This window comes from Mesorhizobium sp. B2-5-13 (assembly GCF_006440535.1).
GTDB classification, from domain to species: domain Bacteria; phylum Pseudomonadota; class Alphaproteobacteria; order Rhizobiales; family Rhizobiaceae; genus Mesorhizobium; species Mesorhizobium salmacidum.
The window spans coordinates 62,078-85,500 of record NZ_VFUI01000001.1; the positions used below are offsets into that span (position 1 = coordinate 62,078).

At 61.7% G+C, this 23,423-nt stretch carries 25 protein-coding genes and 1 tRNA gene; 16 read left to right on the forward strand and 10 right to left on the reverse strand.

Annotation, left to right across the window (positions count from 1 at the left end):
* Nucleotides 1–66 precede the first annotated feature (66 nt).
* A complete protein-coding gene (locus tag FJ434_RS00340; protein ID WP_015317881.1) occupies nucleotides 67–696 on the reverse strand; it encodes an invasion associated locus B family protein in 630 nt (209 codons plus the stop codon).
* 232 nt (nucleotides 697–928) lie between these two features.
* Between FJ434_RS00340 and FJ434_RS00345 the strand changes: the two genes are divergently transcribed.
* Together FJ434_RS00345 and FJ434_RS00350 are read left to right on the forward strand one after the other, a co-directional pair.
* Entirely contained in the window at nucleotides 929–2,749 is a 1,821-nt protein-coding gene (locus tag FJ434_RS00345) for an extracellular solute-binding protein (RefSeq protein ID WP_140750351.1), read from the forward strand.
* A 16-nt stretch (nucleotides 2,750–2,765) separates the two neighbouring features.
* Nucleotides 2,766–3,446 carry a DsbA family protein gene (locus FJ434_RS00350; protein WP_140505351.1) on the forward strand — a complete coding sequence of 227 codons (681 nt, stop codon included), beginning with the start codon at nucleotides 2,766–2,768 and terminating at the stop codon, nucleotides 3,444–3,446.
* A gap of 135 nt (nucleotides 3,447–3,581) precedes the next feature.
* On the opposite strand, the gene FJ434_RS00355 is transcribed toward FJ434_RS00350, so the two are convergent.
* Nucleotides 3,582–3,935 (reverse strand): hypothetical protein, encoded by a 354-nt coding sequence (locus FJ434_RS00355; protein ID WP_140750349.1) that lies wholly within the window; start codon nucleotides 3,933–3,935, stop codon nucleotides 3,582–3,584.
* Nucleotides 3,936–4,001: 66 nt separating this feature from the next.
* Between FJ434_RS00355 and FJ434_RS00360 the strand changes: the two genes are divergently transcribed.
* Both FJ434_RS00360 and mgtE read left to right on the forward strand, forming a co-directional pair.
* Nucleotides 4,002–5,894 (forward strand): ABC transporter ATP-binding protein/permease, encoded by a 1,893-nt coding sequence (locus tag FJ434_RS00360; RefSeq protein ID WP_181166014.1) that lies wholly within the window; start codon nucleotides 4,002–4,004, stop codon nucleotides 5,892–5,894.
* Between the two features lie 271 nt (nucleotides 5,895–6,165).
* Entirely contained in the window at nucleotides 6,166–7,530 is a 1,365-nt protein-coding gene (gene mgtE, locus FJ434_RS00365) for a magnesium transporter (protein WP_140505357.1), read from the forward strand.
* Nucleotides 7,531–7,583: 53 nt separating this feature from the next.
* On the opposite strand, the gene gor is transcribed toward mgtE, so the two are convergent.
* The 3 genes from gor to rpiA form a co-directional block, all read right to left on the reverse strand.
* Nucleotides 7,584–8,975: a glutathione-disulfide reductase gene (gene gor, locus FJ434_RS00370; protein WP_140750347.1), complete on the reverse strand. Its 1,392-nt coding sequence runs from the start codon at nucleotides 8,973–8,975 to the stop codon at nucleotides 7,584–7,586.
* Nucleotides 8,976–9,092: 117 nt separating this feature from the next.
* Nucleotides 9,093–9,713, reverse strand: coding sequence for a DUF2059 domain-containing protein (locus FJ434_RS00375; protein ID WP_140505361.1), 621 nt, complete (start codon nucleotides 9,711–9,713; stop codon nucleotides 9,093–9,095).
* Nucleotides 9,700–10,431, reverse strand: a complete 732-nt coding sequence (rpiA, locus tag FJ434_RS00380; protein ID WP_140750346.1) for a ribose-5-phosphate isomerase RpiA — start codon at nucleotides 10,429–10,431, stop codon at nucleotides 9,700–9,702. The genes FJ434_RS00375 and rpiA overlap by 14 nt, the downstream gene beginning before the upstream one ends.
* Nucleotides 10,432–10,684: 253 nt before the next feature.
* Here rpiA and FJ434_RS00385 point away from each other — a divergent pair, with 253 nt between their 5' ends.
* The 5 genes from FJ434_RS00385 (at nucleotide 10,685) to FJ434_RS00405 (ending at nucleotide 13,584) form a co-directional block, all read left to right on the forward strand.
* Nucleotides 10,685–11,368: a phosphoglycolate phosphatase gene (locus FJ434_RS00385; RefSeq protein ID WP_140750344.1), complete on the forward strand. Its 684-nt coding sequence runs from the start codon at nucleotides 10,685–10,687 to the stop codon at nucleotides 11,366–11,368.
* A 138-nt stretch (nucleotides 11,369–11,506) separates the two neighbouring features.
* Nucleotides 11,507–11,581: transfer RNA gene (locus FJ434_RS00390), tRNA-Val, on the forward strand.
* Between the two features lie 269 nt (nucleotides 11,582–11,850).
* Complete coding sequence (locus FJ434_RS00395) at nucleotides 11,851–12,108, forward strand: PepSY domain-containing protein (protein ID WP_027142686.1); 258 nt, start codon at nucleotides 11,851–11,853, stop codon at nucleotides 12,106–12,108.
* A gap of 145 nt (nucleotides 12,109–12,253) precedes the next feature.
* Nucleotides 12,254–12,994 (forward strand): lysozyme inhibitor LprI family protein, encoded by a 741-nt coding sequence (locus FJ434_RS00400; RefSeq protein WP_140711596.1) that lies wholly within the window; start codon nucleotides 12,254–12,256, stop codon nucleotides 12,992–12,994.
* Between the two features lie 113 nt (nucleotides 12,995–13,107).
* Complete coding sequence (locus tag FJ434_RS00405) at nucleotides 13,108–13,584, forward strand: hypothetical protein (protein ID WP_140505369.1); 477 nt, start codon at nucleotides 13,108–13,110, stop codon at nucleotides 13,582–13,584.
* Between the two features lie 3 nt (nucleotides 13,585–13,587).
* On the opposite strand, the gene FJ434_RS00410 is transcribed toward FJ434_RS00405, so the two are convergent.
* Together FJ434_RS00410 and FJ434_RS00415 are read right to left on the reverse strand one after the other, a co-directional pair.
* Complete coding sequence (locus FJ434_RS00410) at nucleotides 13,588–15,474, reverse strand: murein L,D-transpeptidase (RefSeq protein WP_140750342.1); 1,887 nt, start codon at nucleotides 15,472–15,474, stop codon at nucleotides 13,588–13,590.
* Nucleotides 15,475–15,684: 210 nt separating this feature from the next.
* A complete protein-coding gene (locus FJ434_RS00415) occupies nucleotides 15,685–16,431 on the reverse strand; it encodes a 3-oxoacyl-ACP reductase family protein (protein WP_140505373.1) in 747 nt (248 codons plus the stop codon).
* Nucleotides 16,432–16,531: 100 nt separating this feature from the next.
* Between FJ434_RS00415 and FJ434_RS00420 the strand changes: the two genes are divergently transcribed.
* Entirely contained in the window at nucleotides 16,532–17,146 is a 615-nt protein-coding gene (locus FJ434_RS00420; protein WP_140750340.1) for a TetR/AcrR family transcriptional regulator, read from the forward strand.
* A 64-nt stretch (nucleotides 17,147–17,210) separates the two neighbouring features.
* A complete protein-coding gene (locus tag FJ434_RS00425; RefSeq protein ID WP_027142680.1) occupies nucleotides 17,211–17,606 on the forward strand; it encodes a rhodanese-like domain-containing protein in 396 nt (131 codons plus the stop codon).
* A 12-nt stretch (nucleotides 17,607–17,618) separates the two neighbouring features.
* Here FJ434_RS00425 and FJ434_RS00430 read toward each other — a convergent pair whose 3' ends face one another.
* Entirely contained in the window at nucleotides 17,619–18,530 is a 912-nt protein-coding gene (locus tag FJ434_RS00430; protein ID WP_140750338.1) for an alpha/beta fold hydrolase, read from the reverse strand.
* Nucleotides 18,531–18,577: 47 nt separating this feature from the next.
* Here FJ434_RS00430 and FJ434_RS00435 point away from each other — a divergent pair, with 47 nt between their 5' ends.
* Nucleotides 18,578–19,030, forward strand: coding sequence for a MarR family transcriptional regulator (locus FJ434_RS00435; protein ID WP_027142678.1), 453 nt, complete (start codon nucleotides 18,578–18,580; stop codon nucleotides 19,028–19,030).
* Nucleotides 19,031–19,046: 16 nt separating this feature from the next.
* Here FJ434_RS00435 and FJ434_RS00440 read toward each other — a convergent pair whose 3' ends face one another.
* Both FJ434_RS00440 and FJ434_RS00445 read right to left on the reverse strand, forming a co-directional pair.
* Entirely contained in the window at nucleotides 19,047–19,658 is a 612-nt protein-coding gene (locus tag FJ434_RS00440) for a pyridoxamine 5'-phosphate oxidase family protein (RefSeq protein ID WP_140750336.1), read from the reverse strand.
* Nucleotides 19,659–19,722: 64 nt separating this feature from the next.
* On the reverse strand, nucleotides 19,723–20,076 hold the full coding sequence (locus tag FJ434_RS00445) for a DUF971 domain-containing protein (RefSeq protein ID WP_140750334.1): 354 nt from the start codon (nucleotides 20,074–20,076) through the stop codon (nucleotides 19,723–19,725).
* 191 nt (nucleotides 20,077–20,267) lie between these two features.
* On the opposite strand from FJ434_RS00445, the gene moaA reads away from it, so the two are divergent.
* The 4 genes from moaA (at nucleotide 20,268) to FJ434_RS00465 (ending at nucleotide 23,388) form a co-directional block, all read left to right on the forward strand.
* The gene (moaA, locus tag FJ434_RS00450) at nucleotides 20,268–21,263 is read left to right on the forward strand and encodes a GTP 3',8-cyclase MoaA (protein WP_140750332.1); all 996 of its coding nucleotides are present in this window, start codon (nucleotides 20,268–20,270) and stop codon (nucleotides 21,261–21,263) included.
* Between the two features lie 54 nt (nucleotides 21,264–21,317).
* The gene (locus FJ434_RS00455) at nucleotides 21,318–21,791 is read left to right on the forward strand and encodes a hypothetical protein (protein ID WP_140750330.1); all 474 of its coding nucleotides are present in this window, start codon (nucleotides 21,318–21,320) and stop codon (nucleotides 21,789–21,791) included.
* Between the two features lie 137 nt (nucleotides 21,792–21,928).
* Nucleotides 21,929–22,288 carry a hypothetical protein gene (locus tag FJ434_RS00460; protein WP_140505387.1) on the forward strand — a complete coding sequence of 120 codons (360 nt, stop codon included), beginning with the start codon at nucleotides 21,929–21,931 and terminating at the stop codon, nucleotides 22,286–22,288.
* Nucleotides 22,289–22,467: 179 nt separating this feature from the next.
* On the forward strand, nucleotides 22,468–23,388 hold the full coding sequence (locus FJ434_RS00465; RefSeq protein ID WP_140711604.1) for a DMT family transporter: 921 nt from the start codon (nucleotides 22,468–22,470) through the stop codon (nucleotides 23,386–23,388).
* The last annotated feature ends 35 nt before the right edge of the window (nucleotides 23,389–23,423 follow it).

Here is a 23,423-nt window from a genome sequence, read left to right on the forward strand (position 1 = left end):
GAGGGACAGAAATGAAAAAGCGGGCATGACCCCGCTTTTTTGACTCGATCATGACCCGATGGTGGATCAGTTCGCGGTCTTCGCCTTATCCTGCTCGTCCTTGAGCTTCTTGGCGAAGTCCTGGTTGTTCTTGGCGACGAAGTCCTGGAGCTTCTTCTGCCGGTCCTCGATGTCCGACTGCTGCAGCGGGGGGCCGTCATAGGCACCGCTGAAGCCCTGCAACGCGATCTTGATCGGGTTGGCCTGGTTCTGGAAATTGATCGAGGTCAGCGTGATCCCCTGACCCTTCTTGAACGAGGCGACGAGCTGGTCGGTCAGCGGCACTTCGGCCACGCAACGATCCGGGAAGCAGATGACATAGTCGAGCTTCTGCGCCTTGCCGGTGTCGATCTGCAGGCCGATGCCGGGAGGCACGAGGCGACCGGTCGGGACCGTCACCTGGAACACCTTGCGGTTCACCTTGCCCTTGAGCTCGATCAGGCTGACGCCGGTGACGAGCTGGCCATTGCCAGCGGTGACGATGTTCTGGACATTGCAGATGTCGACATCTTCCTGCTTGGTGCAGGCCTTGAACCAGCCCTGCGGAATCTGCGGCTGCTGCTGCGCGGAAGCAGAGGGAAGTCCTGCGCCGAGAAAGCCAACCACGCCTGCGGCCATGACCGACAGGCGGTACGCGTTGCTGTTCAGGCTCGTCATGTCGTGTACTTCCTCTCAATGATCCCGGGACCGGCTTCTTCGTGCCGTGTGGTCCAGCTACCTGTTGCCAAAATGAGGCAACAGAATGACTTCGGACGGCGTGTTACACTGCAAGCGGCGTCGAATCCAGCCCGCCCACTTGTAATTCTTGACGACGCCATTGGCCGCCACGCAGTTGCCCCATGCTAGGGTGCGGACCGAATCATCAAGCCGACCTGTTAAGGAGACGGTCATGGGCCGCGTTCTTGTTTGGCTGGTCACCGCACTGTCGTTTTTCACCCTGTCGTCGCCACCGGCGCTGTCGGAACCGAAATACGCGATTGCGATGCAGGGCGAACCGGCCCTGCCGCCGGACTACACCCATTTCAGCTACGTCAATCCCGACGCGCCGAAGGGTGGCAGCATCACTTATTGCGTCGTCGGCAGCTTCGACAATCTAAACCCTTTCATCCTGAAAAGCCTGCGCACGACGGCGCGCGGCATGATGGACACGATTTTCGGCAATCTGGTGTTCGAGCCGCTGATGCAGCGCAGTGCAGACGAGGCTTTTACCCTCTATGGGCTTTTGGCCGACACAGCTGACATGGACCCCGAGCGCAAGAGCATCGAGTTCCATCTCAACCCGAACGCCAAATGGTCGGATGGTCAGCCGGTGACGCCGGAAGACGTGCTGTTCACTTACGATGCCTATACGCAGAAAGGCCGCCCGCCCTATAGCGACCGCATGGCCAGGATCGCCAAGCTCGAAAAGACCGGCGACCATAGCGTGCGCTTCACCTTCAACGACAAGGCCGATCGTGAGTTTCCCCTGATCATCGCGCTGACGCCGATCATCCCCAAGCACGCGTTCGACATCGATACTTTCGACAGAACGACGCTGAAGCCGTTGATCGGAAGCGGTCCCTACGGGATCGCGCAGGTGACGCCCGGCCAACGCATCATCTTCAAGCGCAACCCCGACTACTGGGGCAAGGACATTCCCGCCAAGCGCGGTTTCGACAATTACGACCAGATCACCATCGAGTATTTTCTCAACGCCAACGCCAAGCTCGAAGCCTTCAAGAAGGGACTTTGCGCCATCGATGACGACGGCGATCCGGTGAAACGCGAGCGCGATCTCGACTTTCCCGCCTTTCATAGGGGTGACGTGGTTTCTGAAACCTTCGACACCGGCATTCCGCCCGTCGTGACCGGTTTTCTGTTCAACACGAGGCTACCGAAGTTTTCCAACCCGGTGGTTCGGCGTGCGCTCGGCATGCTTTATGATTTCGAATGGGCCAACAAAAATCTGTTCGGCGGCAAGTACACCCGCACGATGAGCTATTGGCAAAATTCGGAACTTTCCGCGCTCGGCCATCCGGCTGACGACAGGGAAAAGGCGCTTCTGGCGCCCTACCCCGGCCGCGTGCCGGCCGACGTAATGGACGGCACCTGGAAACCGCCGGTGACGGACGGTTCGGGCCAGGACCGCAAGGTGCTGAAGACCGCTTTCGACCTTCTGAAAAGCATCGGCTACCAAGTGAACAACGGCACGATGATCGATCCCGATGGCAAACCTTTTGGCTTCGAGATCCTGACCGCCTCGCAGGACGAAGAGCGTCTGGCCGGCATCTACCAGCGCACATTGGAGAAGATTGGCATCAACGTCAGCATCCGCAGCCTCGACGGCGACCAGATCCAGTCGCGCAAGCAGCGTTTCGATTTCGAAGTCCTGATCGGCTCCAGCGGCTTCAACAATTCGTTGTCCCCTGGCATCGAACAGATCGGGCGCTGGTCGTCCGCCGCGGCCAGGACGGAAGGATCGTTCAATCTCGCCGGCGTCGCCGATCCGGCGATCGATGCGGCCATCGACGCAATGCTGCGAGCCCGTTCGAAGGAGGATTATGTCGCGGCGGTTCGCGTTCTCGACCGGCTGCTGATCTCCGGCAATTACATGGTGCCGATGCAATACAACACGCAGCAGTGGCTTGCTTACTGGAATTATCTGGAACATCCGCGAAAGACGCCCATATTCGGTTACCAGTTGCCGACCTGGTGGCGCAAACCGAACTGAAAATCCGGAGATAGAGATGAACGAAGCGAACACCATAACCGTCGATGTGGTGTCGGACGTCGTCTGCCCGTGGTGCTTCATCGGTCAGAAGCGGCTGGACAAGGCGATCGCCGCGGCCGGAGATGTCGAAGTTCATATACGCTGGCGGCCGTTCCAGCTCGATCCCACCATCCCGCCGCAAGGCAAGGATCGCCGCGACTACATGCTGGCCAAGTTCGGCAGCGAGGAGCGCATTCGCGAAATTCATGCCCGCATCGAGCCGCTTGGCGAGGCCGAGGGCATCTCCTTTGCCTTCGATGCCATAAAGGTGACACCGAACACGCTCGACGCGCATCGGTTGATCCGCTGGGCCGGTGCCGCCGGCGAGGACGTTCAAAACAGGCTGGTGCGCCGCCTGTTCCAGCTGAATTTCGAGGAGGGCGTCAACGTCGGCGACCATATGGTACTGGTCGAAGCTGCCCGCGAGGCCGGCATGGACGCCTCGGTTGTTGAAACGCTCTTGCCGAGCGACGCCGATGTCGAAGCAGTCCGCACGGAAATCGCGACCGCGTCGCGCATGGGCATCACAGGCGTCCCGTGCTTCCTGCTCGAGGGTAAATATGCCGTGATGGGCGCGCAGGACGCGGACACGTTGGCTGATGCGATCCGTCAGGTCGCGGCGGCCAAGGCGCGTGGTGAATTGGAAAAGGCCGACTGAGGCCAGCAGACGTCACTTCGCCGCCATTTTGGCCTTGCTGATGAGAGAATCAGCCATCGTTGGCGCGCTGGTACGGATCAACCCCTTGGTTGATGACGGGACAGGCGAGTTTGGCGACGTCGCTGCGGCAAGGAATCAGACATTGAGGGCGGCGTACTTCGGGAATTCTGGCCAGGCCCAGTAAGAAAATCCCCCGCCCCACACGGCTTTTGAGTCACAAAGCCGTGTACGAAGCTTCCCTAAGGGAAGATCGGCCACGGCCACGGCCGTGGCGCCTAAATGCCTGAAATCCGCGGAAATTTTCTGGTCATCATCCACCGTTTTTATGGCAATTCGATCTTCAATCTGTTGCCTCAGGGCAACGGCCGCGGCGGTTTTCTGGTCGGCCCGGTTTAAAATTAATGGAAAATGATCAATTGGTGTTACCATCCGTAACAAAACAAAAAAGGTTTGGGCGGGATCGTGATTCGGATCGGCAGACGATCGCAAGAGTCAGTACCGGATGGACTACACCGCGGCGCCGCAGGGCAGTCGCATTTGACGCCGGTATCCTCGATGCGCAATTTCTGGGGGCTCATGCGAGCCTACTGGGTCTCGGACCGCTGGAAGGAAGCCTGGACGCTGACTCTGGTGATCGCGCTGCTCACCGCGCTGTCCAGCAAGGCCAGCGTATGGTTCGCCATGGCTTCGGGCGAATTGGTGAACTCAATTGCCTTCCTGCACGACGCCGCCAACACCCGTCCGCTGGAGACAATCCTGACCAACGGCGGCGTGCTGGTGCTGCTCGTCCTGCTCAAGGATGCCGGCTTCACTGGTATTCGCAATCTCGTCTCGGCAACCTTGCACCGCAAATGGCGTGGCTGGCTGAATGACAAATTCAACCAGGCCTTGCTCGACGGCAACCATACCCATTTCCATGCTCAACATGGTTCCGCGGACGGCGGCATCGTTGCGCCCGACAATGTCGACCAGCGCATCCAGGAATCGATCAAGGACATGACCGGCGGTGCGATCGGCCTCGCCATGGGCGTGCTGGGGCTGGCGACTTCGCTCTACTTTATCGGCCAGAACCTGCTGCAGTCGTCAGTGGAGGTCAAAGGTCTGGAGTTCCTTGGCAGCTATGGCAGCGCCGTTCTTGCCCTTCTCGCGGTCGCCACTTACGTGCCCCTCAACACCTGGATCGCGGTCAAGCTCGGCAGCCTGCTCGAACGTCTCAATATTCGCATGCAGAAGGCCGAGGGAAGCTATCGTAGCGAACTGACGACATTCCTGCGCCGCAGCTTCCATGTCGCCGCCTCACATGGCGAGGGCGTGCAGAAAATGATGCACGACCGGCTCTATGTCGACATCGATCGCACCTGGGGACGGCTGAATGTCGTCAACACGAGCTATATGTCGTTCGAGTTGATCTACAATTTCATCGGCGCCCGTATTGTGGCCTATGCTCCTGGCCTGGTGCCGTTCATCCACAGCCGCCTGGACTATAAAGGCTACATCACCGGCTCCGAAATGGTGGGCCAACTCATCAGCCAGTGTTCGTGGTTCATCCATGTCATGCCCGCCATCGCCACGCTTCGCGCCAATAGCCAGCGTGTGACGGAGCTCGCCAACGCGATCGAGAATGTCCAGCACCCACAGGAATTCTACAGCCAGAGCGGCCGTTCCGACTTCCACTACGCCAGCCAAAATCCGGTTTTCGGCCTGACCATCCAGAAGCTGGAGCTGGCGCACCAGGGCGAGGACGCGACGCCATTCCTCAGTTCCGCCAACCTGCGCTTCCGGCGCGGTGAATGGACCTTCCTGAAAGGCGAATCCGGTTGCGGTAAGACCTCGCTGATCAAGGCGATCAACGGCTTGTGGCCCTACGGCCGCGGCACCATCGTCTTCCCCGAGGGCGTGAAGAGTTTTTATGCCGCCCAGGAGGTCAAGCTGCCGCAGGTGTCGCTGAAGCAGCTTGTCTGCCTGCCCGGCTCCGAACGCGATCATGGCGATGCCCAGGTCGCGTCGGCGCTGCACAAGGCTGGCCTTGGCGATTTCATCGAACACATGGCCAATGAAAGTCGCGAGGGCAAAAGCTGGGATCAGGTCCTGTCGGGCGGCCAGAAACAGAAGCTGGTGGTGGCTCGTATCATACTGCAGCAGCCGGGACTGTTGTTCCTCGACGAAGCGACCGGTGCTCTCGACCCTGACGGCAAGATCGCCTTCCACCAGGCCATCAAGGACAACTGCCCCGATGTGACGGTGATCAGTGTCATGCACGAAGCCGTGGCGCCGAGATCGGCTGCCGGCACCGAGTTCTACCACTCGATGGTCCTGATTGCCGACGGTGTCGCCACGAAGAAACCGCTCGCCCCGAGCCTGCCCCTCGAACTCACCACGATCCTGGCCCAGCCAAGGCCGGTCGAGGACAAATGGACGCGGTTCTCGCGCCGGCTGAAGCAGAAATAACGATGACGTCACCGGGACTTGCCGCGTCAAACGGCGGACGGTGATCACAGTCTCGCGATCGGCGCCGCTCGGCACTGTTTTACTTCCTCACTGCGATTGACTCGGCAAGGCGCGCTCCTATGTTGCGCCGGCTTGCAGACAGTCAAAAGCGAACCCGCAAGCGGAAAGGTCACCGCGCCATGCCTGGCGACAGTCACAGTCGAACGCAACCGCCGTCCGCCTCGACGTGACCTGAATGGTTCATGTCCTGCCGGACGGCAAGGAGTGAACCATGAACGATTTTTCCCCCGTAGCGGACGACGAGGCCGTCGCCATCGCCCGCATCCTTGCCAATGACCACGTCGCCGACGTCGTCGAGGCGCTCAATCATGAATCGCGCGAAACCGCGACGGAGCTGCTTTGCGCCGTACCCTTCGAACGGCTGGTCGAGATTTTCGATCAGCCGGAGCTTGAGGGCGCGCCCGAACTGGCGGAGGCCCTGCCCCGTCCCAAGGCGAGCAAGCTGCTCACCGCCATGTCCGTCGACCGCGCGGCCGACATTCTGCGCGAGCTCGAAGAGCCGGCACGCTCCGAACTGCTCGGCGCATTGGCGCCGCCGCTGCGCGCGACCCTGCTTTCCATTCTGGGCTATCCCGAAGGCAGTGCCGCCTCGATCATGACGACGGAGTTCGTCAGCGTTCCCTCCGACTGGACCGTCGGGCGCACGCTCGATTACATCCGCAAGGTCGAGCGGACGCGCGAGACCGTCTATGCAATCTACATCGTCGATCCGCAAACACACCTCCTGGTGCGGTCGACCGGCTTGCGTCGGCTCATCACCGGTGAGCCGGACGACTCGATCCTGTCGGTGGCGCCCGATCGCATGCCGGTGACGGTCAGCCCGCTGACCGATCGCGAAAACCTGGCGCAGACGATCTCCAAATACGATCTGCTCGCCGTTCCGGTGGTGGACCACGGCAAGATCCTCGGCATCGTCACCATCGACGACATCATCGACACGATGATCGAGGAGACCACGGAGGACGTACATCGCTTCGGCGGCATGGAGGCTCTGGACGAGCCGTATATGAAGATGAGCTTCCTCGCCATGATCAAGAAGCGTGGCGGCTGGCTCTGCGCGCTGTTCATCAGCGAGATGCTGACGGCCAATGCGATGCAAAGCTATGAGGGCGAGCTGGAGAAAGCGATCGTGCTGACGCTGTTCATTCCGCTGATCATGAGCTCGGGCGGCAATTCCGGCTCGCAGGCGACATCGCTGGTCATCCGTGCGCTGGCGCTGCGCGAGATCGGCCTTCGCGACTGGTGGCGGGTGGCATTGCGCGAATTGCCCACCGGTCTCGTGCTTGGCGCCATGCTCGGCGTGGTCGGCGTCTGCCGCATCGCGCTCTGGCAATATATGGGCTTTTACGACTATGGCCCGCACTGGCCGCTGATCGCCACGACTGTCGGCGCCGCACTGGTCGGCATCGTCACCTTCGGTTCGCTGTCGGGGTCGATGCTGCCTTTCGCCCTGAAACGGGTCGGTTTCGACCCCGCCAGCGCATCCGCGCCGTTTGTCGCCACGCTGGTCGATGTCACCGGACTGGTAATCTATTTCTCGGTGGCGCTGGTCATCCTGCGCGGCACGTTGCTGTAGCGGTTTGACCGCCGCCGCCGGCCAAGGCTGACGGCGGCGCGATAGCCGAGGCGTCAGATGCGCTCGCCGTCCTTCACGCGGTAGGTCGGCTTGTACATGGTGACGAGCTCTTCTGCCGCGGTCGGATGAACGGCCATTGTGCGGTCGAAATCATCCTTGGTCAGCCCCGCCTTCAGGGGGATGCCGAGCAGCTGTGCCATTTCGCCGGCGTCCGGCCCTAGTATGTGGGCGCCGAGAACCTTGCGCGAAGCGCCGTCGACGACCAGCTTGATCAGCATCTTTTCCTCACGGCCCGACAACGTGTGCCGCATCGGCCGGAAGCTGGTGCGGTAGATCTCGATGTCGGCGAAGCGTTTGACGGCTTCGTCCTCCGATAGGCCGACCGTGCCGATTTCCGGTTGCGAGAAGACGGCGGTCGCGATTGTATCGTGGTCGGGCGCCGTCGGATTATCCTTGAACGCCGTCTCGACGAAGCACATCGCTTCGTGGATCGCCACCGGCGTCAGCTGCACGCGGTTGGTGACATCGCCGATTGCCCAGATATTGTCGATGTTGGTGCGGGAATAATCATCGACTTTGATCGCACCGGTCGCGGTGGCCATCTCGATGCCTATACCTTCCAGGCCCATATTCTCGCTGTTGGGGATGCGGCCGATGGCCAGCATCACCTGGTCGACCGTCAGCACCTGCCCGCTGATGAGCTGCGCGTCGAGCCGCCCGTCCGGCCGCTTGCTGACCGATTCGGAGACGGAATGGCAAAGGATTTTGATCCCCTTCTTTTCCATCGTCTCATGCAGCGTGCGCCGCAGGTCCATGTCGAAGCGGCCAAGAATTTCCTTGCCGCGATAGACCAGCGTGGTGTCGACGCCGAGCCCGTGAAAGATGTTGGCGAACTCGACCGCGATATAGCCGCCGCCCTCGATCATGATCGCCTTCGGCAGTTCCTTGAGGTCGAAAGCCTCATTGGAAAAGATGCAGTGTTCGTGGCCGGGCAGTGCCGGATGCGCCGCCGGACGGCCGCCGGTGGCGATCAGGATCTGATCGGCGGTGACGGTGCGGTCCTCGCTCAGGAGATGGATCACGTGCGGGTCGACGATCATCGCCCGCGAATGAAAGGTCTCGCCGCCCGGACCCTCGACGTTTTTCTTGTAGATCGACTCCAGGCGGCTGATCTCGCGGTCCTTGTTGGCGACCAGCGTCTGCCAGTCGAAACTGGCTTCCGGGACCGTCCAGCCGTAACCGGCGGCGTCGGCGAAATGCTCGGGAAATTGCGAGGCATAGACATAGAGCTTTTTCGGCACGCAGCCCCTGATGACGCAGGTGCCGCCAAAACGGTATTCTTCGGCGATGCCGACGCGCTTGCCGAGCGCTGCCGTGACCCGTGCCGCCCTCACCCCGCCGGAGCCTCCGCCGATGACGAAGAGGTCGTAATCATAACCGGCCATGAAGCGGCTCCTTGAACGCCAAAATGTGAGTGACAGGTAGGCCGCAAACCACCAAAAGAAAAGCCCGGACAGGCCGGGCTTTACAGATGGCCGCAAAGGCCGCGTTTGAAATGCGGATCAGTTCTGCGTGTCGTCGGCAGGAGCCGAACCGTCGGCGGGTGCGGCGCCATCCGCCGGGGCCGCATTGTCGGCCGGAGCGGCGCCATCGGCGGGCGCAGGCGCAGCCGGCGCCTTCGCTTTTGCCGCCGCCGCCAGCGTTTCGCCGACCTGCTGGGCAAGATCGCGAGCTACGCCGTTCTGCCAGATGTCGGCGGCCTTGACGAGGTCGCGTGTCACGGTCGGGCCGCTGTCGAGCAGCTTCTTGCCGGACTCGGAGCTGTAGAAGGCCGCGATGTCGGTGAGTTCCTTTTCGGAAAACACTTTCGCATAGGCAAGAGCCGCTTCCTTCTCGAGATCCGCGCGGCGCGAGGCCATCGCTAGTGCCTTCTCGTTGATCGTCTTGCCGATCAGCTCCTGCATGTCAGGGTTCTTCTGGATGAGCTGCGATTCGAGCGCCGCGGCGGCCTGCGGCAGGATGTTGTCGAACGGGTCGGTCGCGTGGATCGCGGCAACCGCGGCGCGTGCGGCCTTCAGATGCGATTCCGTGACATCCTGCGCGAAGACAGGCGAGGAGAACGCGAAGACGGCCGAAGCCGCCACAAGGACGGAAAGACGGCGAACCCGGTTATGCAACATCATGATCGGTAGAACTCCCTGGTTTTCGGGCGGCATGGACAGTTTGGATACCGTCGCCGCCGGCGATTATGGCCGCTGACGCCAGCCCGATGAAAAGACCGTGCTCGACCACGCCAGGAATGGCGTGGAGAGCATTCGAAAGCGCTCTTGTATCCGGAATGCGGCCAAAAGATGCATCGAGGATAAAATGGCCGCCGTCTGTAACAAAAGGCTGGCCTCCCGTCATCCTCAATGTCACCGGACCGGAAAGGCCGAGATTTTCAGCCGCCACGGCCACGGCGATCTCGGTCGCGCGCAGGCCGAACCGGTTGACTTCGACGGGAAGAGGAAACCGGCCGAGCGTCTCGACCATCTTCGAACGGTCGGCGATGACGATCATGCGCTGCGAGGCCGCGGCCACGATCTTCTCACGCAGCAGCGCACCGCCGCCGCCCTTGATCAATGTCAGCTCTGGGTCGACTTCGTCGGCGCCGTCAACGGTGAGATCGAGTTCGGGCGTTTCCTCCAGCGTCGACAGCGGCACGCCGAGTTCGCGGCACAGCGCAGCGGTGCGTTCCGAGGTTGGCACCCCTGTTATGATCATGCCGGAGGCAACTTTGTCGGCGAGCAGCCGCACGAACTCGTCGGCAGTGGTGCCGGTACCGATGCCGAGCCGCATGCCGTCGGTGACATGGGCAAGGGCGGCCCGCGCGGCCTCGACCTTCAATTGCCTCGCATCCATGCCGTTTGCTGCCCCGAAACCTAATGCATGGCGCCCAAAAGTGACCTTGGTTTTGGGAAACGACATGCATGAAACAAAGACCCAAAGCGCGCCGCAGGGAGTCCGTTTCGACGCAGCGCGCTTTAGCGTTTCGGGCTCCTAGCACTTTTGCCGGCCGGGTCAAAGCCTTTGGCGGCGGCCTCACCAGTCTGCTTGCCTTAAAGCGTCGCAGCCGCTATCGCGTGCCGATGCACAAACCTGCGCAGGATGGATCATGAGTCGCCCGATCATCGTGTTCGACCTCGATGGAACGCTGATTGACACGGCGCCGGACCTGCTCGACAGCCTCAACCACAGCCTGGCGGCCAGCCAACTGGCGGCCGTCGAAGAAGCCGGCTTCAGACGCTTCGTCGGCCATGGCGGCCGGGTGATGATCGAACGGGCGCATGCCGCGCAGCAACGATCTCTCAAGGTTGAGGAGCACGACCGGCTGCTGAAACTATTCCTCGATCACTACACTGACAATATTCCTGGCAAATCCCGCCCCTACCCCGGCGTGATCGAGGCGATTGCCCGCTTTGAGAAGGCCGGCTATCTGCTGGCCATCTGCACGAACAAATACGAAGCCAACTCGCTGGCGCTGATCGAAGCGCTTGGCTTTACCAGGCATTTCGCGGCAATTGCCGGGCAGGACACGTTCGCGTTCCGCAAGCCCGATCCGCGTCACCTGATCGAAACCATCAAACGGGCCGGCGGCGATCCGCACTGCGCCTTGATGGTGGGCGATTCGCAAACAGATATCGACACCGCCAAGGCCGCCGGCATTCCTGTCGTCGCCGTCGACTTCGGCTACACCGACCGTCATGTGCGCGAGTTCGAGCCCTCGGCGGTGATATCGCATTTTGATGCATTGACGCTCGATCTGGCGCAAGGGCTGATCGGCGCCGCCGCACACTGAGCGCCGGCGATGAAAATGTCTCCGGAACGGCCCCTGGCGGGACCGCAAATCCGATCTGTGTGAGAATACCAGACACTGCCTTGACTTAACGGGCCGGCCTCCCTTATATCGCGGCTCGCTTGGCCTTCGGGAACGAGCGGGCGATTAGCTCAGCGGGAGAGCACACCCTTCACACGGGTGGGGTCGCAGGTTCAATCCCTGCATCGCCCACCATCTATTTGCTGGCATCACATCGGCAGCTACAGTCCGCCCCTTCAGCGTTCTGCCTTTTTGCGCAGGCATTGAAACGTCGGGATGCAGGCACGACGACGTGACGCCAACGTTGTATGGCCATGAGTATTGAAGCGGCCATCGTGGTTTTTGGCATAGGACGCTTGTCTTGCCGCAACTGCAAATCCTTGGATCGGATGACCCGGCATGCCCACATGCGGAACAAACCTGCATGGCAGCGAGTTTCCCTCCGTCGAACTTGAGGGAAAACCATGTCCAGATTTCTGCTTGCGACCTCCGTCGCCGTTCTTCTCGCCGCCGGGCCTGCCTTTGCCGCGGATGAAACTCCGCTGCCGCCACCCAATGCCAAGAAGCTGTCGGAGATCATCGCCAAGGTCGAGCAGCGTGACGGGTTTCGCTACGTGAAAGAGGTCGACTGGGACAAGGACGGCTACACCGTCACCTACTACACCTCGGACAAGGCAAAGGTCGAAATCGACTTCGATCCTGTGACGGCCGAACCAAAATAGGATTCGTAGGGATATCCTCGTCGCGAATGCGCTGCCTACGAGCATTCTCAACGACGAAACGGGAGCCCAAATTGTCCATCCTTGGGGTATGTTATGCGCCGGCGCGGGCCGCGCCTTGGGCAAACCTGTTGGCTTGGGGACCGTGATGCGATGTTTCGTTAGAACTTATTTGCTGTCTGTGCTCGCCATCGTCCCAGCCGGCAGTTTCCTTGCCGTTTCTCCGGCGCGGGCCGATGGGCCGTCCTTCGACTGCGCCAAGGCAAGCCTGCCGGCGGAAAAGGCGATCTGCGCCGACCCGCAACTGTCGGCGATCGATCTACTGGTTTCGAAGGCGTACAAGGGTTTCGAGCCGGCGTTCGGCGGCGACAAGCGCAAGATTGCCCGCGGGCTGATCGCCGACCGCAATGCCTGCAAGAGCGATACGGCCTGTGTCGTCAGCGCGCTCAACAACGCCTTGCAGACCTATGGGAATGCGCCATCCTGGGTGCAGGACTACAACGTCGCGCTGATTGGCAAGAAGGCGCTCGAAGCCGCCGGGCGAAACCCCGGGCGTAACGATCAGCCCTTGCCCTTAGCAATCGGCCAATGCGCATCGACGCACATCAAGACGCTTACCACGCGCCTCGGCGACGATCCGCTGGAAACGGCCAGTCCCGACGCGGGCAGCGCGGCCACGTTCACCAATGGTGGCGGGGCTGTCTCCTATGATCGCGAGCCTGGATTGGCCGCCTCGAAAGTTGGAGAACCGGTCATCATGTGCTTGATCGCGATTCCCAGGGACTGCCCCAAGGACGACGACCGTGGCCGGGTCTATTATTCCGTCGACCTCGTCGCGAAAGGCTCCTGGGCTCTGCCGGATTCGCAGCATATGTGCGGCGGCGCCTGAGTGGCTGGTCCGCCTGCGTCGGGCCTCGACGCTGGCCAGGTCTTCCGTCTCCCCTTGCGTCAATTCGCCATTGATGGCTGACTGTAGGATGAACGGGCTTCACGGGGGTGGGCATGTCGACTGCGAAGCACTTGATGAAGCGCGTCCTGATGATGCTGGCCGGTTATCTTGTCGCCATACTGGTTGGGCTGATCGCCGTAGTGGCGATTTATGCGGCGCTGAGTTCCCTGCCCAACGCGCCCGCCTATTTCGACCTCATGGGCGTCTCACCGATCGCTGCCTTGGTGGTGCCGCCGCTCGGCATGTTCATCTATTTCCTGACGGTTGTGCTGACCGCGCCACAGACGCTGATTTTCGCGCTGATCGCCGAGTTTTTCTCCCTGCGCAGCGCGCTGCTGCACATGCTCTTCGGCGCCGCCGCAGCGGCCGGCGGCTTCTTCCTGATCTGGCCGAGCGCGGCGGAGGACGTTGATCCGGAGCGCTGGGTCGATATAGGCATCATCGCCGTCGCCGGTCTTGTGGCCGGGCTGGTCTATTGGCTGATCGCCGGGCGCGACGCCGGCTTCCGGCGCCCGCTGTCAGAGAGTTAGCGATTAGCTCGAGGGTGAGCGCGCCACCTCGGTCGCATCCAGGGCCTGCTTTAGCCGGGAATCGCGGTCATAGACGTCGCTGAAATACTCGACCTTGCCGGACATGTCTGGCCAGGCGGTGAAATAGGCGACATAGACCGGGATTTTGCGCGTTACATCCTCGGTCGAGTGTCCGTGCTTCAGCTTCTCCGCGATATAATCGACCGAGGTGCCGAGCACCGCCGCCGCCATGCCGCGCGGATCTTGCAGGCGTACACAGCCATGGCTGAGCGCGCGCATATCCTGCTTGAAGAACGATTTCTGCGGCGTGTCATGCATGTAGATCGCATGCTTATTGGGGAACAGGATCTTCAGTTCGCCCAACGCATTGGCCTCGCTCGGCTGCTGGCGCACATTGTAGGGAATGTTGGCGCCATAAGCGCCCCAGTCCACTGCCGACGAAGGAATGCGCTTGCCGCGTGAATCCGTCACCTCGTAGCCGGCACGGTCGAGATAGCCGGGATCGCCGCGCAACCTCGGCAGCATTTCGTTGACGATTATCGACTGCGGCACGCCCCAGTAGGGGTGGAAATCGACCTGCTTGATCTGATCGTAGAAGAAGGCCGTCTGGTTGGTAACCCGACCGACGACGGCACGCGTCTTCAGCTTTTCCTGGCCGTCGTCAATGTAACTTGCGGTGAAGGCGGGCTGGTTGATGAAAACGCGCGGACTGCCGAGATCGGAAGGCAGCCAGCGCAGTTCTTCCAGCGCCACCTCGACCTTCAGCAGCCTGTCGGCCTTCGACGTCCCAGCCAGTGTGGCGACGGTACGCGGTCCGATGACGCCGTCACCCTTCATGCCTTCCTTCTGCTGCACCGCCTTGATGAGCGGGACCAGTTCGGGAACATAGACTTCGCTGGTCGCCAAACGCGACAGGACCTCGCCATAGCTGCCGCCCATCTCGTCGTCGAGATTACGCGCGATCAGCGACAGGAGCTTTGGCAGTTCGGGGCTGGTTTCGCCTGGCTTCAGCAGCAGCTTGGGATCGACGACGATCTCGTTCTCGGCACTCGCCTGTAGCGATTCCAGTTCGACGCGCAGCGCCTGATACTCCGCATTCTGCGGATGGCGCGATTCCAGATATGTGCGAACTTCCTGTGTATGCGCCAGTGTCTTCAGCACGCCTGTCATATCGAGCGGCTTGGCCGGGAAATCGTAGTAGCCGGTCATACGATTGGGCTCGACACGGCCGCTCTGGGCGTCATGGGCGTAACGCAGGACGCGTGCCGACAGCGCCATCTCGAAACGGACGAGTTCCTTTAGCTTGGCTGCGTCGTCTGTCGAGGTCGAACTGGTGGCCGGCACGTCGACGGTGTAGTCGGCAGGCGCGAGGCCGTAGCTGGCAGCCTCGCCGAGCACCCGCACGGCATCTTGCGCACGGCTGTTGGGGCTGGTTCCGCTCACCCAGATGAAATCCGGGTTGGCCGAGTAATAGGCGATCAGCGCCTTGGCGATGTCGGGCTCTGCGTAGAGTTCATAGTCGCTGAGGCCGGCAATGGCATCGTGGAAGGCAGCACCGGTGGCCGAAGGAACGAAAGCGGCATCCTGCGGTGTCGCCGGCTGCGGCGCGGTCGCTAGCTTCGAGAAGTCGACACGCACCAGCCTGTCGGCCTTGTAAGTATAGTATGACGGACCGCTGATCCTCACGCTACCGTCGCCGCTGCCGGCCGGCGCCTTCGGCTTGTGCTTTGGCGGAGGAGGCGGAAATTCGCCCTTCGGCTCATGCCTGATCCCGCCGCCGAACAGCATGTCGAAAAGCCCTTGGGCCCCTGCCTGTGGCATGCCGAAGGCCAGCGTCGCCGTAATCGCCACCAGCGGCATCACGGTTGCTTTTTTACCGAGGAATTTCATGGATCACCCGCTCCGGTCGCAACCGGTTCCCGTTCCGCACGATAAACCGTCCCGCTCACCGCATGGCGGATGTAAGGCGCGACTATACCGATTCATACCGATTTCGTTAAGCTTTCATAAATTTCGGCAGGGCTGTTGCAGAACGGTTTCACAACGTCGTGACGGCCGGCGCGACCGAACCGTCGCCCCGGCCACGGGAAGCCTCGCGCCTCAAGCGTTTGCGCCGCCGTCGATGGTCAGCGCGGCTCCGGTGACGAAACGGCCCTCCGGTCCGGCGAGCCAGGCAACCATGCCGGCGATATCCTCCGCCTTGCCGAATCGCGGGGTCGCCATCTTCTGGCGCTGATGGTCGGCATGCGGGCCGTCGGCCGGGTTCATGTCGGTATCCGTCGAGCCGGGATGGACGACATTGGCGGTGATGCCGCGTGCCCCGAGGTCGCGGGCCAATGCCTTGGTCAGGCCGACCAGCGCCGCCTTGCTGGCCGAGTAGGCTCCGAGGCTGGTGTCGGTGACCCGCTCGGCCAGATTGCTGCCGATCGAGATGATCCTGCCGCCCTCGCCCATGTGTCTTGCCGCCGCTTTCGAGGCGATGAACGGCGCCCTCAGATTGACCGACATGGTTTCGTCGAATTCGGCAAGCGACAGCGTATCGATCGGCGCTGCGCGCCAGATGCCGGCACTGTTGACCAGGATGTCGAGCCGGCCGAAGGCGGTCACCGCATCGGCAACCGCTTGGTCTATGGCGTCGGCATCACGGTTGTCGGCCTTGATCGCGATGGCGCGACCGCCCTTGGTCTCTATCTCGGCGACGACGGACCGAGCCAGTTCCTCTCCATGCACGTAGGTCAGCGCGACATCGGCCCCGTCTGCCGCGAGCCTTCGCGCGATTGCCGCGCCGATACCGCGGCTGCCTCCGGTGACGAGTGCCGCCTTGCCGTTCAAACTTCCTGATGACATCGATTTCTCCATTTATGTAGCGATTGATACATAAATATCTGCCAACCTTGCCCAGTCGCGTCAACTCATTTATGTATCGATCAACACAGAAAAGGGCGTCATGTCGGAAAGAGGCCGTCCCCGCACGTTCGACCGAACCGCGGCCCTGCGGCGCGCGATGGATGTGTTTTGGGCCAAGGGCTATGAAGGCGCGTCGATCAGCGATCTCGCCGCCGCGATGGGCATCAATTCGCCGAGCCTCTATGCCGCCTACGGTAGCAAGGAGGCCCTGTTCCTCGAGGCGACCGATCTCTATTCCCGCGTGGAGGGCGCCGACATCTGGCTCGCGCTGGAAGAGGCGCCAACGGCGCGCCTTGCGATTAAGCGGTTTCTGCGCCGCACTGCAAATGCCTATTCGCAGACGGGTCGCCCGCGGGGCTGCCTGATTGCCCTGGGTGCGCTGCATGAAGACTCGAGCCAAGGCGCGATCTGCACGGATTTGCGGCGCCGCCGCGCCGAGAATCTTGCCGCCTTGAAGAAGCGTCTCGAGCGCGGCGTGGCCGAGGGTGAACTGCCCGCCGGCTTCGATTGCCGTGCCGCGGCGACCTTTTTCGCAACGGTCCAGCACGGCATGTCCATCCAGGCGCGCGACGGCGCCTCCCGGGCCGCCCTGCTGGCGACGGTGGCCTGGGCAATGGCTGCCTGGAAGACCATGGCCGGCACCGTCGAGGCGTGACAAACATCGTTCATTGTGCTCGAAATCCGCCTTGCCAGCAAACCTGCGGCCGGGAGGGACGACAGTGAAAAAAGGGTATCGCGAACTGCTGGATGAGGCCAACGCCGAGATCGAAGTGGTCTCGCCCGAGGAAGCGGCAGGACTGCTTGAAGACGAAGACACCATTTTCGTCGATCTGCGCGATCCTCGAGAGATCGAGCGTGACGGCAGAATTCCCGGCGCCAAGCATGTCACCCGTGGCATGCTTGAATTCTGGATCGATCCCGAAAGTCCCTACCACAAGCCGTTCTTTGCTTCCGGAAAAAGCTTCGTCTTCTTCTGCGCCGGCGGCTGGCGTTCGGCGCTGGCCACCAAGACCGCACAGGACATGGGGCTTTCGCCGGTCAAGCACATTCTCGGCGGCTACACGGCCTGGAAAGCGGCCGGGTTGCCCGTAGAGCCTGGGGAAAAGAAGAAATAGCCTGAATGCCGCTCAGTGGAGCAGAGACGACCCGCGCTGCGTGGTCACGAAGCCGACGGCGCGTTCAACCACACCATTGTCGGCCAGAATGCGGCGATGGCCAAGCCCGTCGGCCCAGTGCAGCCGCACATGGTCACCGGCGGCGGCATAGCGTCGTGCGTGTTCAGCCGGTACCTCCCGGTCGTCAGGCGCGTGGATGACCAGCGTCGGCACGAGCGCCTGGGCAAGCTGGCGGTCACCGGTGAATTCATGCAGCGGCCGGCCGGAGAGATATTCGACGCGGTCAGCCATCGCGACTTGCGAGCGCGGACCGACATTGAGCATGCGGCTGAAGTCGTCGAAAATTGCCGGCAGTGAGCTTGGCGCCGCGATCAGCACAAGACGTGCGGCCGCCAGTGGTAGGATGTCCTTGACGGAGCCGGCGATGGCATTGGCAGCAACAGCGCCTCCGAAGGAATGGCCGACGGCGGCCACGAATGGCCCGAACCATTCGCCGGCCACTCTTGCGGCTTCGACGGCGTTGACCATGTTGAGGTGCCTGCCCTGCGAATGGCCATGACCGGGAAGATCGAGCGAGACGACCTTATGGCCGGCAGCGCGAAACCCTTCGATCAGCACGCGCATATACTCGGTACGCGAGCGCCAGCCATGGATGACGAGAACGGTGCCGGCAGGCTCGCGGCCCTGCTCGGGGCGGAATTCATGCACCATGACGCAGCCGGTCGCGGTCTTCAGCCGGTGATGCCGCGCCTCGGCCATGAACTCCGCGGCGCGGTCGATAGCGCGGCGCTCGCCGTCGGTCAGCGTCCTGGTGCTTGGCGTACGGCAGAACAATTCGAAAGCCGCGCGTCCGGTGATGCGCGGCGCGACATGTTCGGCCGCACCAAACACACCTCGGATGACCTTCAGCCCGAATGATGCCATAGTCGGAATCCATCCATACGTTCAAGCATGAACATAATAGTTCAAAGATGAACAATAAACAAGAGCTACCCTGGGACAACCCGCGTTTTCGCAACTGGGTCGCGGTGGCGCGCGCCTGCCATGTGCTGGAGCGCACACTGGCGGTGAAACTCGCGCCGCTCGATCTGAAGCCGGCGCAGCTCGACGTGCTGATGAATCTCTACCGCCATCCCGGCATGTCGCAGCACGACCTTGCCCGCAAGCTGCTCGTGGGCCGCTCCAACATCACCATGTTGTTGCCGCAGCTCGAGACACGTGGCCTGCTGCGGCGCGAAGGCGACGAGAAGGACAAGCGCGTTTTGCGGCTTACGCTGACCGAAGCCGGCGAGGCGCTGCTGATGCAGGCGCTGAAAGTGCACATGGCGCTGATCGAGAAGGCGATGAGCCAGTCGACGCCGGAGCAATGCGACATGATCGGCGACCAGATGCGCAAGATCTATGACGTGCTGAACGAGGCGTGACCGCCCTTTCAGTAGATCACCACATCGACTTTTTCGCTCGTTCCGGCCATTCCCTGTCGTAGGTTTCGCCGTCGATATTCTTGCGGCTGGTGATTTCCAGGATCTTTCCGGGTGTCGGCAGCGACTTCGGGTCGACATGTCTCTCCGGATTCCACAGCTCCGACCGCACGATCGCCCGGGCGCACTGGAAATAAACCGAATCGACATCGATCACGGTGACCGAACGCGCCGGCTTGCCGTCGACCATGAACGACGCGCACAGCGCTGCATCCGTGGTGATATGCGCCCGGCCGTTGATGCGCAGCGTCGTGCCGGAGCCCGGCACCAGGAACAGCAGGCCGACGCGCGGGTCGCGGATGATGTTCTTTAGCGAATCGGCACGGTTGTTGCCGCGCCGGTCCGGCATCATCAGCGTTTTCGCATCGACGATGCGGACGAAGCCCGCGAGATCGCCGCGCGGCGAACAGTCCAGCCCCTCCGGACCGCTGGTCGCGAGCGCGACGAAGGGCGAGGCTTCGATAAAGGCGGCGTATTCGGGAATGACATGGTCGAGTTCCTTGACCACGGAGGCTTCGCCGGGCAATCCGTAGAGCGCTTCGAGTTGTTCGACTGTGATAATCACCGACATTTTTCCGTCTCCCGATCTGCCGCCCCTACTCCCGGCACATGACGTTTTGACGACGCAACGGCGGCTAACGATCGCGGCTCAAGCCCTTCTCGGCAAGCTCCGCGAGATAGGCGTTCCATCGTGCGTCCTTCTCGTGGCCGAGCGTGTGCAGGTAATTCCAGGTGAAGATGCCGGTGTCATGGAAATCGTCGAAGGTGATACGCACGGCGTAATTGCCCACCGGTTCGATCTTTAGGATGGCCACATCGCGTTTGCCGGGAACCGTCACTCTCTGTTCCGGCGAATGGCCCTGCACTTCCGCGGAAGGCGATGCCACGCGCAGCAATTCCGCAGGCAACTCGAACGGCTGATGGCTGGGAAACGTCACGGTGAGCAGCTTGCGGTCCCTGGAGACCCTCAGTTCTTTTGGCGCTGTCATGGTCGATCCTGCCTGAATGCCCTTCCCTACGCTGCTTCGCCCCGTACGCAAAGGCGTCAACGGTGTCCGACACGCAATGTCGGTCGCGGAATGTTACCAAGGATCGAGGCACGCTATCTTGAATGGCGGGCTGGATCGTATCACATAGCTATATATAACGATGCCGATAACGGCCACGGAAACGTTCGAACATGAACATGATCGACCCCTTCGGTCGCACGATCAGCTATCTCAGAGTGTCGGTCACCGACCGTTGCGATTTCCGCTGCACCTATTGCATGGCGGAGGACATGGCCTTCTTGCCCAAGAAGGACCTGCTGTCGCTGGAAGAACTTGACCGGCTCTGCTCCGTCTTCATCGAAAAGGGTGTCAGACGGTTACGCCTCACCGGCGGTGAGCCGCTGGTGCGCAAGAACATCATGCATCTGGTGCGCCAGCTTTCGCGGCACCTCGAAAGCGGCGCACTGGAAGAACTGACGTTGACCACCAACGGCTCGCAGCTTTCGCGCTTCGCCGCCGAACTCGCCGATTGTGGTGTCAAGCGCATCAACGTTTCGCTCGATACGCTCGATGCCGACAAATTCCACGCCATCACACGCTGGGGTCATCTCGACAAGGTCATGGCTGGCATCGACGCGGCTCAGGCGGCGGGACTCAGAGTCAAGCTCAACGCGGTGGCGTTGAAGGATTTCAACGACGCCGAGCTGCCCGAGATGATGCGCTGGGCGCATGGCCGGGGAATGGACCTGACCGTCATCGAAACCATGCCTATGGGTGAGATCGATGCCGACCGCACCGACCAGTATTTGCCACTGTCGCTGCTGCGCGCTTCGCTCGAGCGCCAGTTCACGCTGACCGACATCCCGTTCAAGACCGGTGGCCCGGCACGCTATGTCCATGTCAGCGAGACCGGCGGGAAACTCGGCTTCATCACGCCGATGACGCATAATTTCTGCGAAAGCTGCAATCGGGTCAGGCTGACCTGCACGGGCACGCTTTACATGTGCCTTGGCCAGGAGGATGCGGCCGATTTGCGCGCGCCGCTGCGCGCGTCCGAAGGCAACGAACTTGTCGCCGACGCTATAGACGAAGCAATCGGCCGCAAGCCGAAAGGCCATGACTTCATCATCGACCGCCGCACCAGCCGTCCGTCGGTGTCACGGCATATGAGTGTCACGGGCGGCTGACCTTCTCGTCTTTTTGTGCGAGAATTGCCCTGCAATTTCGGCTTCGGGGCAGACATGCGGTGGCTCTTTTCGATCGTGACATCTCTCGCCGCGGGCTCGGCGAGCACTGCGTTTGCCGCGCAATCCACCTACGTGAACGAGCGCTTCGGCACCGTCTGCACTTTTCCCGACGATGTCTTTACCGATCGCCAGCCCGAGCCTGAGAATGGCGACGGGCAGGTGTGGCTGAGTGCGGACAGCGCCAGCCTGACATGCTCCGGCATATTCAATGTCGATGACGACACGCCGAAGGGATTCATTGCCGGCGAAAGAGCGAGCAACGAGCCGGGCTACGAGGTCACCTATAGCAAGGCCGGCAAGGACTGGGCGGTGCTGTCGGGCGTGAAGGATGGAAAGATCTTTTACGAGCGGCGGCTGTTTGGCAGGGATGGCGTCGTCCGCACGGTCTGGATCGATTACCCACCGGCGCTGGAATCGAAATATGACCCGATGGTCGGCGTCATCGCCGGCAGCCTAAAGGGTCCATGAGCCATAGCTGGTCACGAGCATTTTAGCCACACCGCAAGCAAATCTTTGTCCGCAAATGCCGGTCCGATTTACTGGTGACGGTTTCCCGCCTAGCCTCCGTTCCCTAGCGGCTCATCGCTTTCTCGGGGGATAACATCATGCGCCAACTTCTTCTTTCTTTCGCCTTGCTCGGCTTGGCCACCCTGCCCGCGGCTGCCCAGTCGATCGGCGGCACTTACACCGTCGCCGGCACCAATTTCGACGGTTCGTCCTATGACGGCGAGGCCACCATCACGCTGACCAGCGGGACCACCTGCGCGATCCATTGGGAGACGGGCGGCTCATCCTCCGATGGCATCTGCATGCGCAACGACAACGCATTCTCCGCCGGCTACGCAATGGGCAAGGATATCGGCCTTGTCGTCTACAAGGTTGAGGATGACGGGTCGCTGCATGGCCTGTGGACCATCGCCGGCAAGGAGGGGAATGGCACCGAGGTGCTGACGCCGAAGAAATAGGGATCGCCTCGGCTGTACAAGTGTCGGGAGGCAAAGCCGCCTTCCGACAGAATTCGTGCCTGATCCAGGATGATTTCACGCCGGCGACGATGGGTATCCGGTCCTGGCCCAGCCCTTTGCTGTTGCTGTTTCGTTGCGGGCTGTTACAGGCTTGCATGCCAAAGCAACCGGTAGATGTCTTGCCCCTTTCCCCAAATCTTCGCGGCGCGTTGTTCATGGTGGTGGCGATGGTTGGCTTCACGCTCAACGACGCCATTACAAAATACTCTTCCCAGTCGATGAACATGGCGCAGGTCATGCTGATCAGAGGGGCGTTCGCCTCGCTCTTCGTCGGCCTGCTGGCCTGGCAACGCGGAGCGCTTGTCCAGCCTCGCCTGATGCTGCAGCCGCTGGTGGCGATCCGTGTGCTGAGTGAAGCGGGCGCCACTGTGTCCTTCCTGGTCGCCCTCGCCCATTTGCCGATCGGCAGCGTTTCGGCCGTCTTGCAAGCACTGCCGCTGGCGGTGACGATGGGCGCGGCGCTGTTTTTCGCCGAAGCGGTCGGCTGGCGGCGCTGGTTGGCGATCGCTATCGGTTTTGCCGGGGTAATGATCATCGTGCGGCCGGGTTTCGAGGGCTTCAGCGTCTATTCGCTGGTGGCGCTGGCCAGCGTCGCGTGCTGCACGGTGCGGGACCTCGCCACCAAGCGCATCCCCCAGGCCATCCCGACGATGCTGGTATCAACCGCCACCGCGCTTGCCATGACCGTCGTCGGCGCGTTTCTGTTAACGCCGCTGGGCGGTTGGACACCGATGACAGGCAAAAGCACGGCGCTGCTGGCGCTGGCGGCAGTGCTGGTGCTGATCGGCTATCAATTCATCATCATGGCGATGCGTTCGGGCGAGATCTCCTTCATCGCGCCGTTCCGCTATACCGCGCTCCTCTGGTCGATACTACTTGGCCTGATCATCTTCGGTGACATACCGGACATGCCGATGATCGCCGGCGCGGCAATAGTCGTCGGCTCGGGCCTCTATGCGCTTTATCGCGAGCGCATCGTCGGCCGCCGAAGGATCGTCGCCGAAAGCACCGGCCCGGCCATGGCGCCGGAAGGACTCTAGTACTCCCTTGAAGCCGCTTGCGCTTTCCCGCGGCT

Excerpts from the sequence above, each read along its gene's own strand:
- FJ434_RS00340 (WP_015317881.1), bottom strand. The coding sequence starts at position 696 with ATGACGAGCCTGAACAGCAACGCGTACCGCCTGTCGGTCATGGCCGCA.
- FJ434_RS00345 (WP_140750351.1), top strand. The coding sequence starts at position 929 with ATGGGCCGCGTTCTTGTTTGGCTGGTCACCGCACTGTCGTTTTTCACC.
- FJ434_RS00350 (WP_140505351.1), top strand. The coding sequence starts at position 2,766 with ATGAACGAAGCGAACACCATAACCGTCGATGTGGTGTCGGACGTCGTC.
- FJ434_RS00360 (WP_181166014.1), top strand. The coding sequence starts at position 4,002 with ATGCGCAATTTCTGGGGGCTCATGCGAGCCTACTGGGTCTCGGACCGC.
- mgtE (WP_140505357.1), top strand. The coding sequence starts at position 6,166 with ATGAACGATTTTTCCCCCGTAGCGGACGACGAGGCCGTCGCCATCGCC.
- gor (WP_140750347.1), bottom strand. The coding sequence starts at position 8,975 with ATGGCCGGTTATGATTACGACCTCTTCGTCATCGGCGGAGGCTCCGGC.
- FJ434_RS00375 (WP_140505361.1), bottom strand. The coding sequence starts at position 9,713 with ATGATGTTGCATAACCGGGTTCGCCGTCTTTCCGTCCTTGTGGCGGCT.
- rpiA (WP_140750346.1), bottom strand. The coding sequence starts at position 10,431 with ATGGATGCGAGGCAATTGAAGGTCGAGGCCGCGCGGGCCGCCCTTGCC.
- FJ434_RS00385 (WP_140750344.1), top strand. The coding sequence starts at position 10,685 with ATGAGTCGCCCGATCATCGTGTTCGACCTCGATGGAACGCTGATTGAC.
- FJ434_RS00395 (WP_027142686.1), top strand. The coding sequence starts at position 11,851 with ATGTCCAGATTTCTGCTTGCGACCTCCGTCGCCGTTCTTCTCGCCGCC.
- FJ434_RS00400 (WP_140711596.1), top strand. The coding sequence starts at position 12,254 with ATGCGATGTTTCGTTAGAACTTATTTGCTGTCTGTGCTCGCCATCGTC.
- FJ434_RS00405 (WP_140505369.1), top strand. The coding sequence starts at position 13,108 with ATGTCGACTGCGAAGCACTTGATGAAGCGCGTCCTGATGATGCTGGCC.
- FJ434_RS00410 (WP_140750342.1), bottom strand. The coding sequence starts at position 15,474 with ATGAAATTCCTCGGTAAAAAAGCAACCGTGATGCCGCTGGTGGCGATT.
- FJ434_RS00415 (WP_140505373.1), bottom strand. The coding sequence starts at position 16,431 with ATGTCATCAGGAAGTTTGAACGGCAAGGCGGCACTCGTCACCGGAGGC.
- FJ434_RS00420 (WP_140750340.1), top strand. The coding sequence starts at position 16,532 with ATGTCGGAAAGAGGCCGTCCCCGCACGTTCGACCGAACCGCGGCCCTG.
- FJ434_RS00430 (WP_140750338.1), bottom strand. The coding sequence starts at position 18,530 with ATGGCATCATTCGGGCTGAAGGTCATCCGAGGTGTGTTTGGTGCGGCC.
- FJ434_RS00435 (WP_027142678.1), top strand. The coding sequence starts at position 18,578 with ATGAACAATAAACAAGAGCTACCCTGGGACAACCCGCGTTTTCGCAAC.
- FJ434_RS00440 (WP_140750336.1), bottom strand. The coding sequence starts at position 19,658 with ATGTCGGTGATTATCACAGTCGAACAACTCGAAGCGCTCTACGGATTG.
- FJ434_RS00445 (WP_140750334.1), bottom strand. The coding sequence starts at position 20,076 with ATGACAGCGCCAAAAGAACTGAGGGTCTCCAGGGACCGCAAGCTGCTC.
- moaA (WP_140750332.1), top strand. The coding sequence starts at position 20,268 with ATGAACATGATCGACCCCTTCGGTCGCACGATCAGCTATCTCAGAGTG.
- FJ434_RS00455 (WP_140750330.1), top strand. The coding sequence starts at position 21,318 with ATGCGGTGGCTCTTTTCGATCGTGACATCTCTCGCCGCGGGCTCGGCG.
- FJ434_RS00460 (WP_140505387.1), top strand. The coding sequence starts at position 21,929 with ATGCGCCAACTTCTTCTTTCTTTCGCCTTGCTCGGCTTGGCCACCCTG.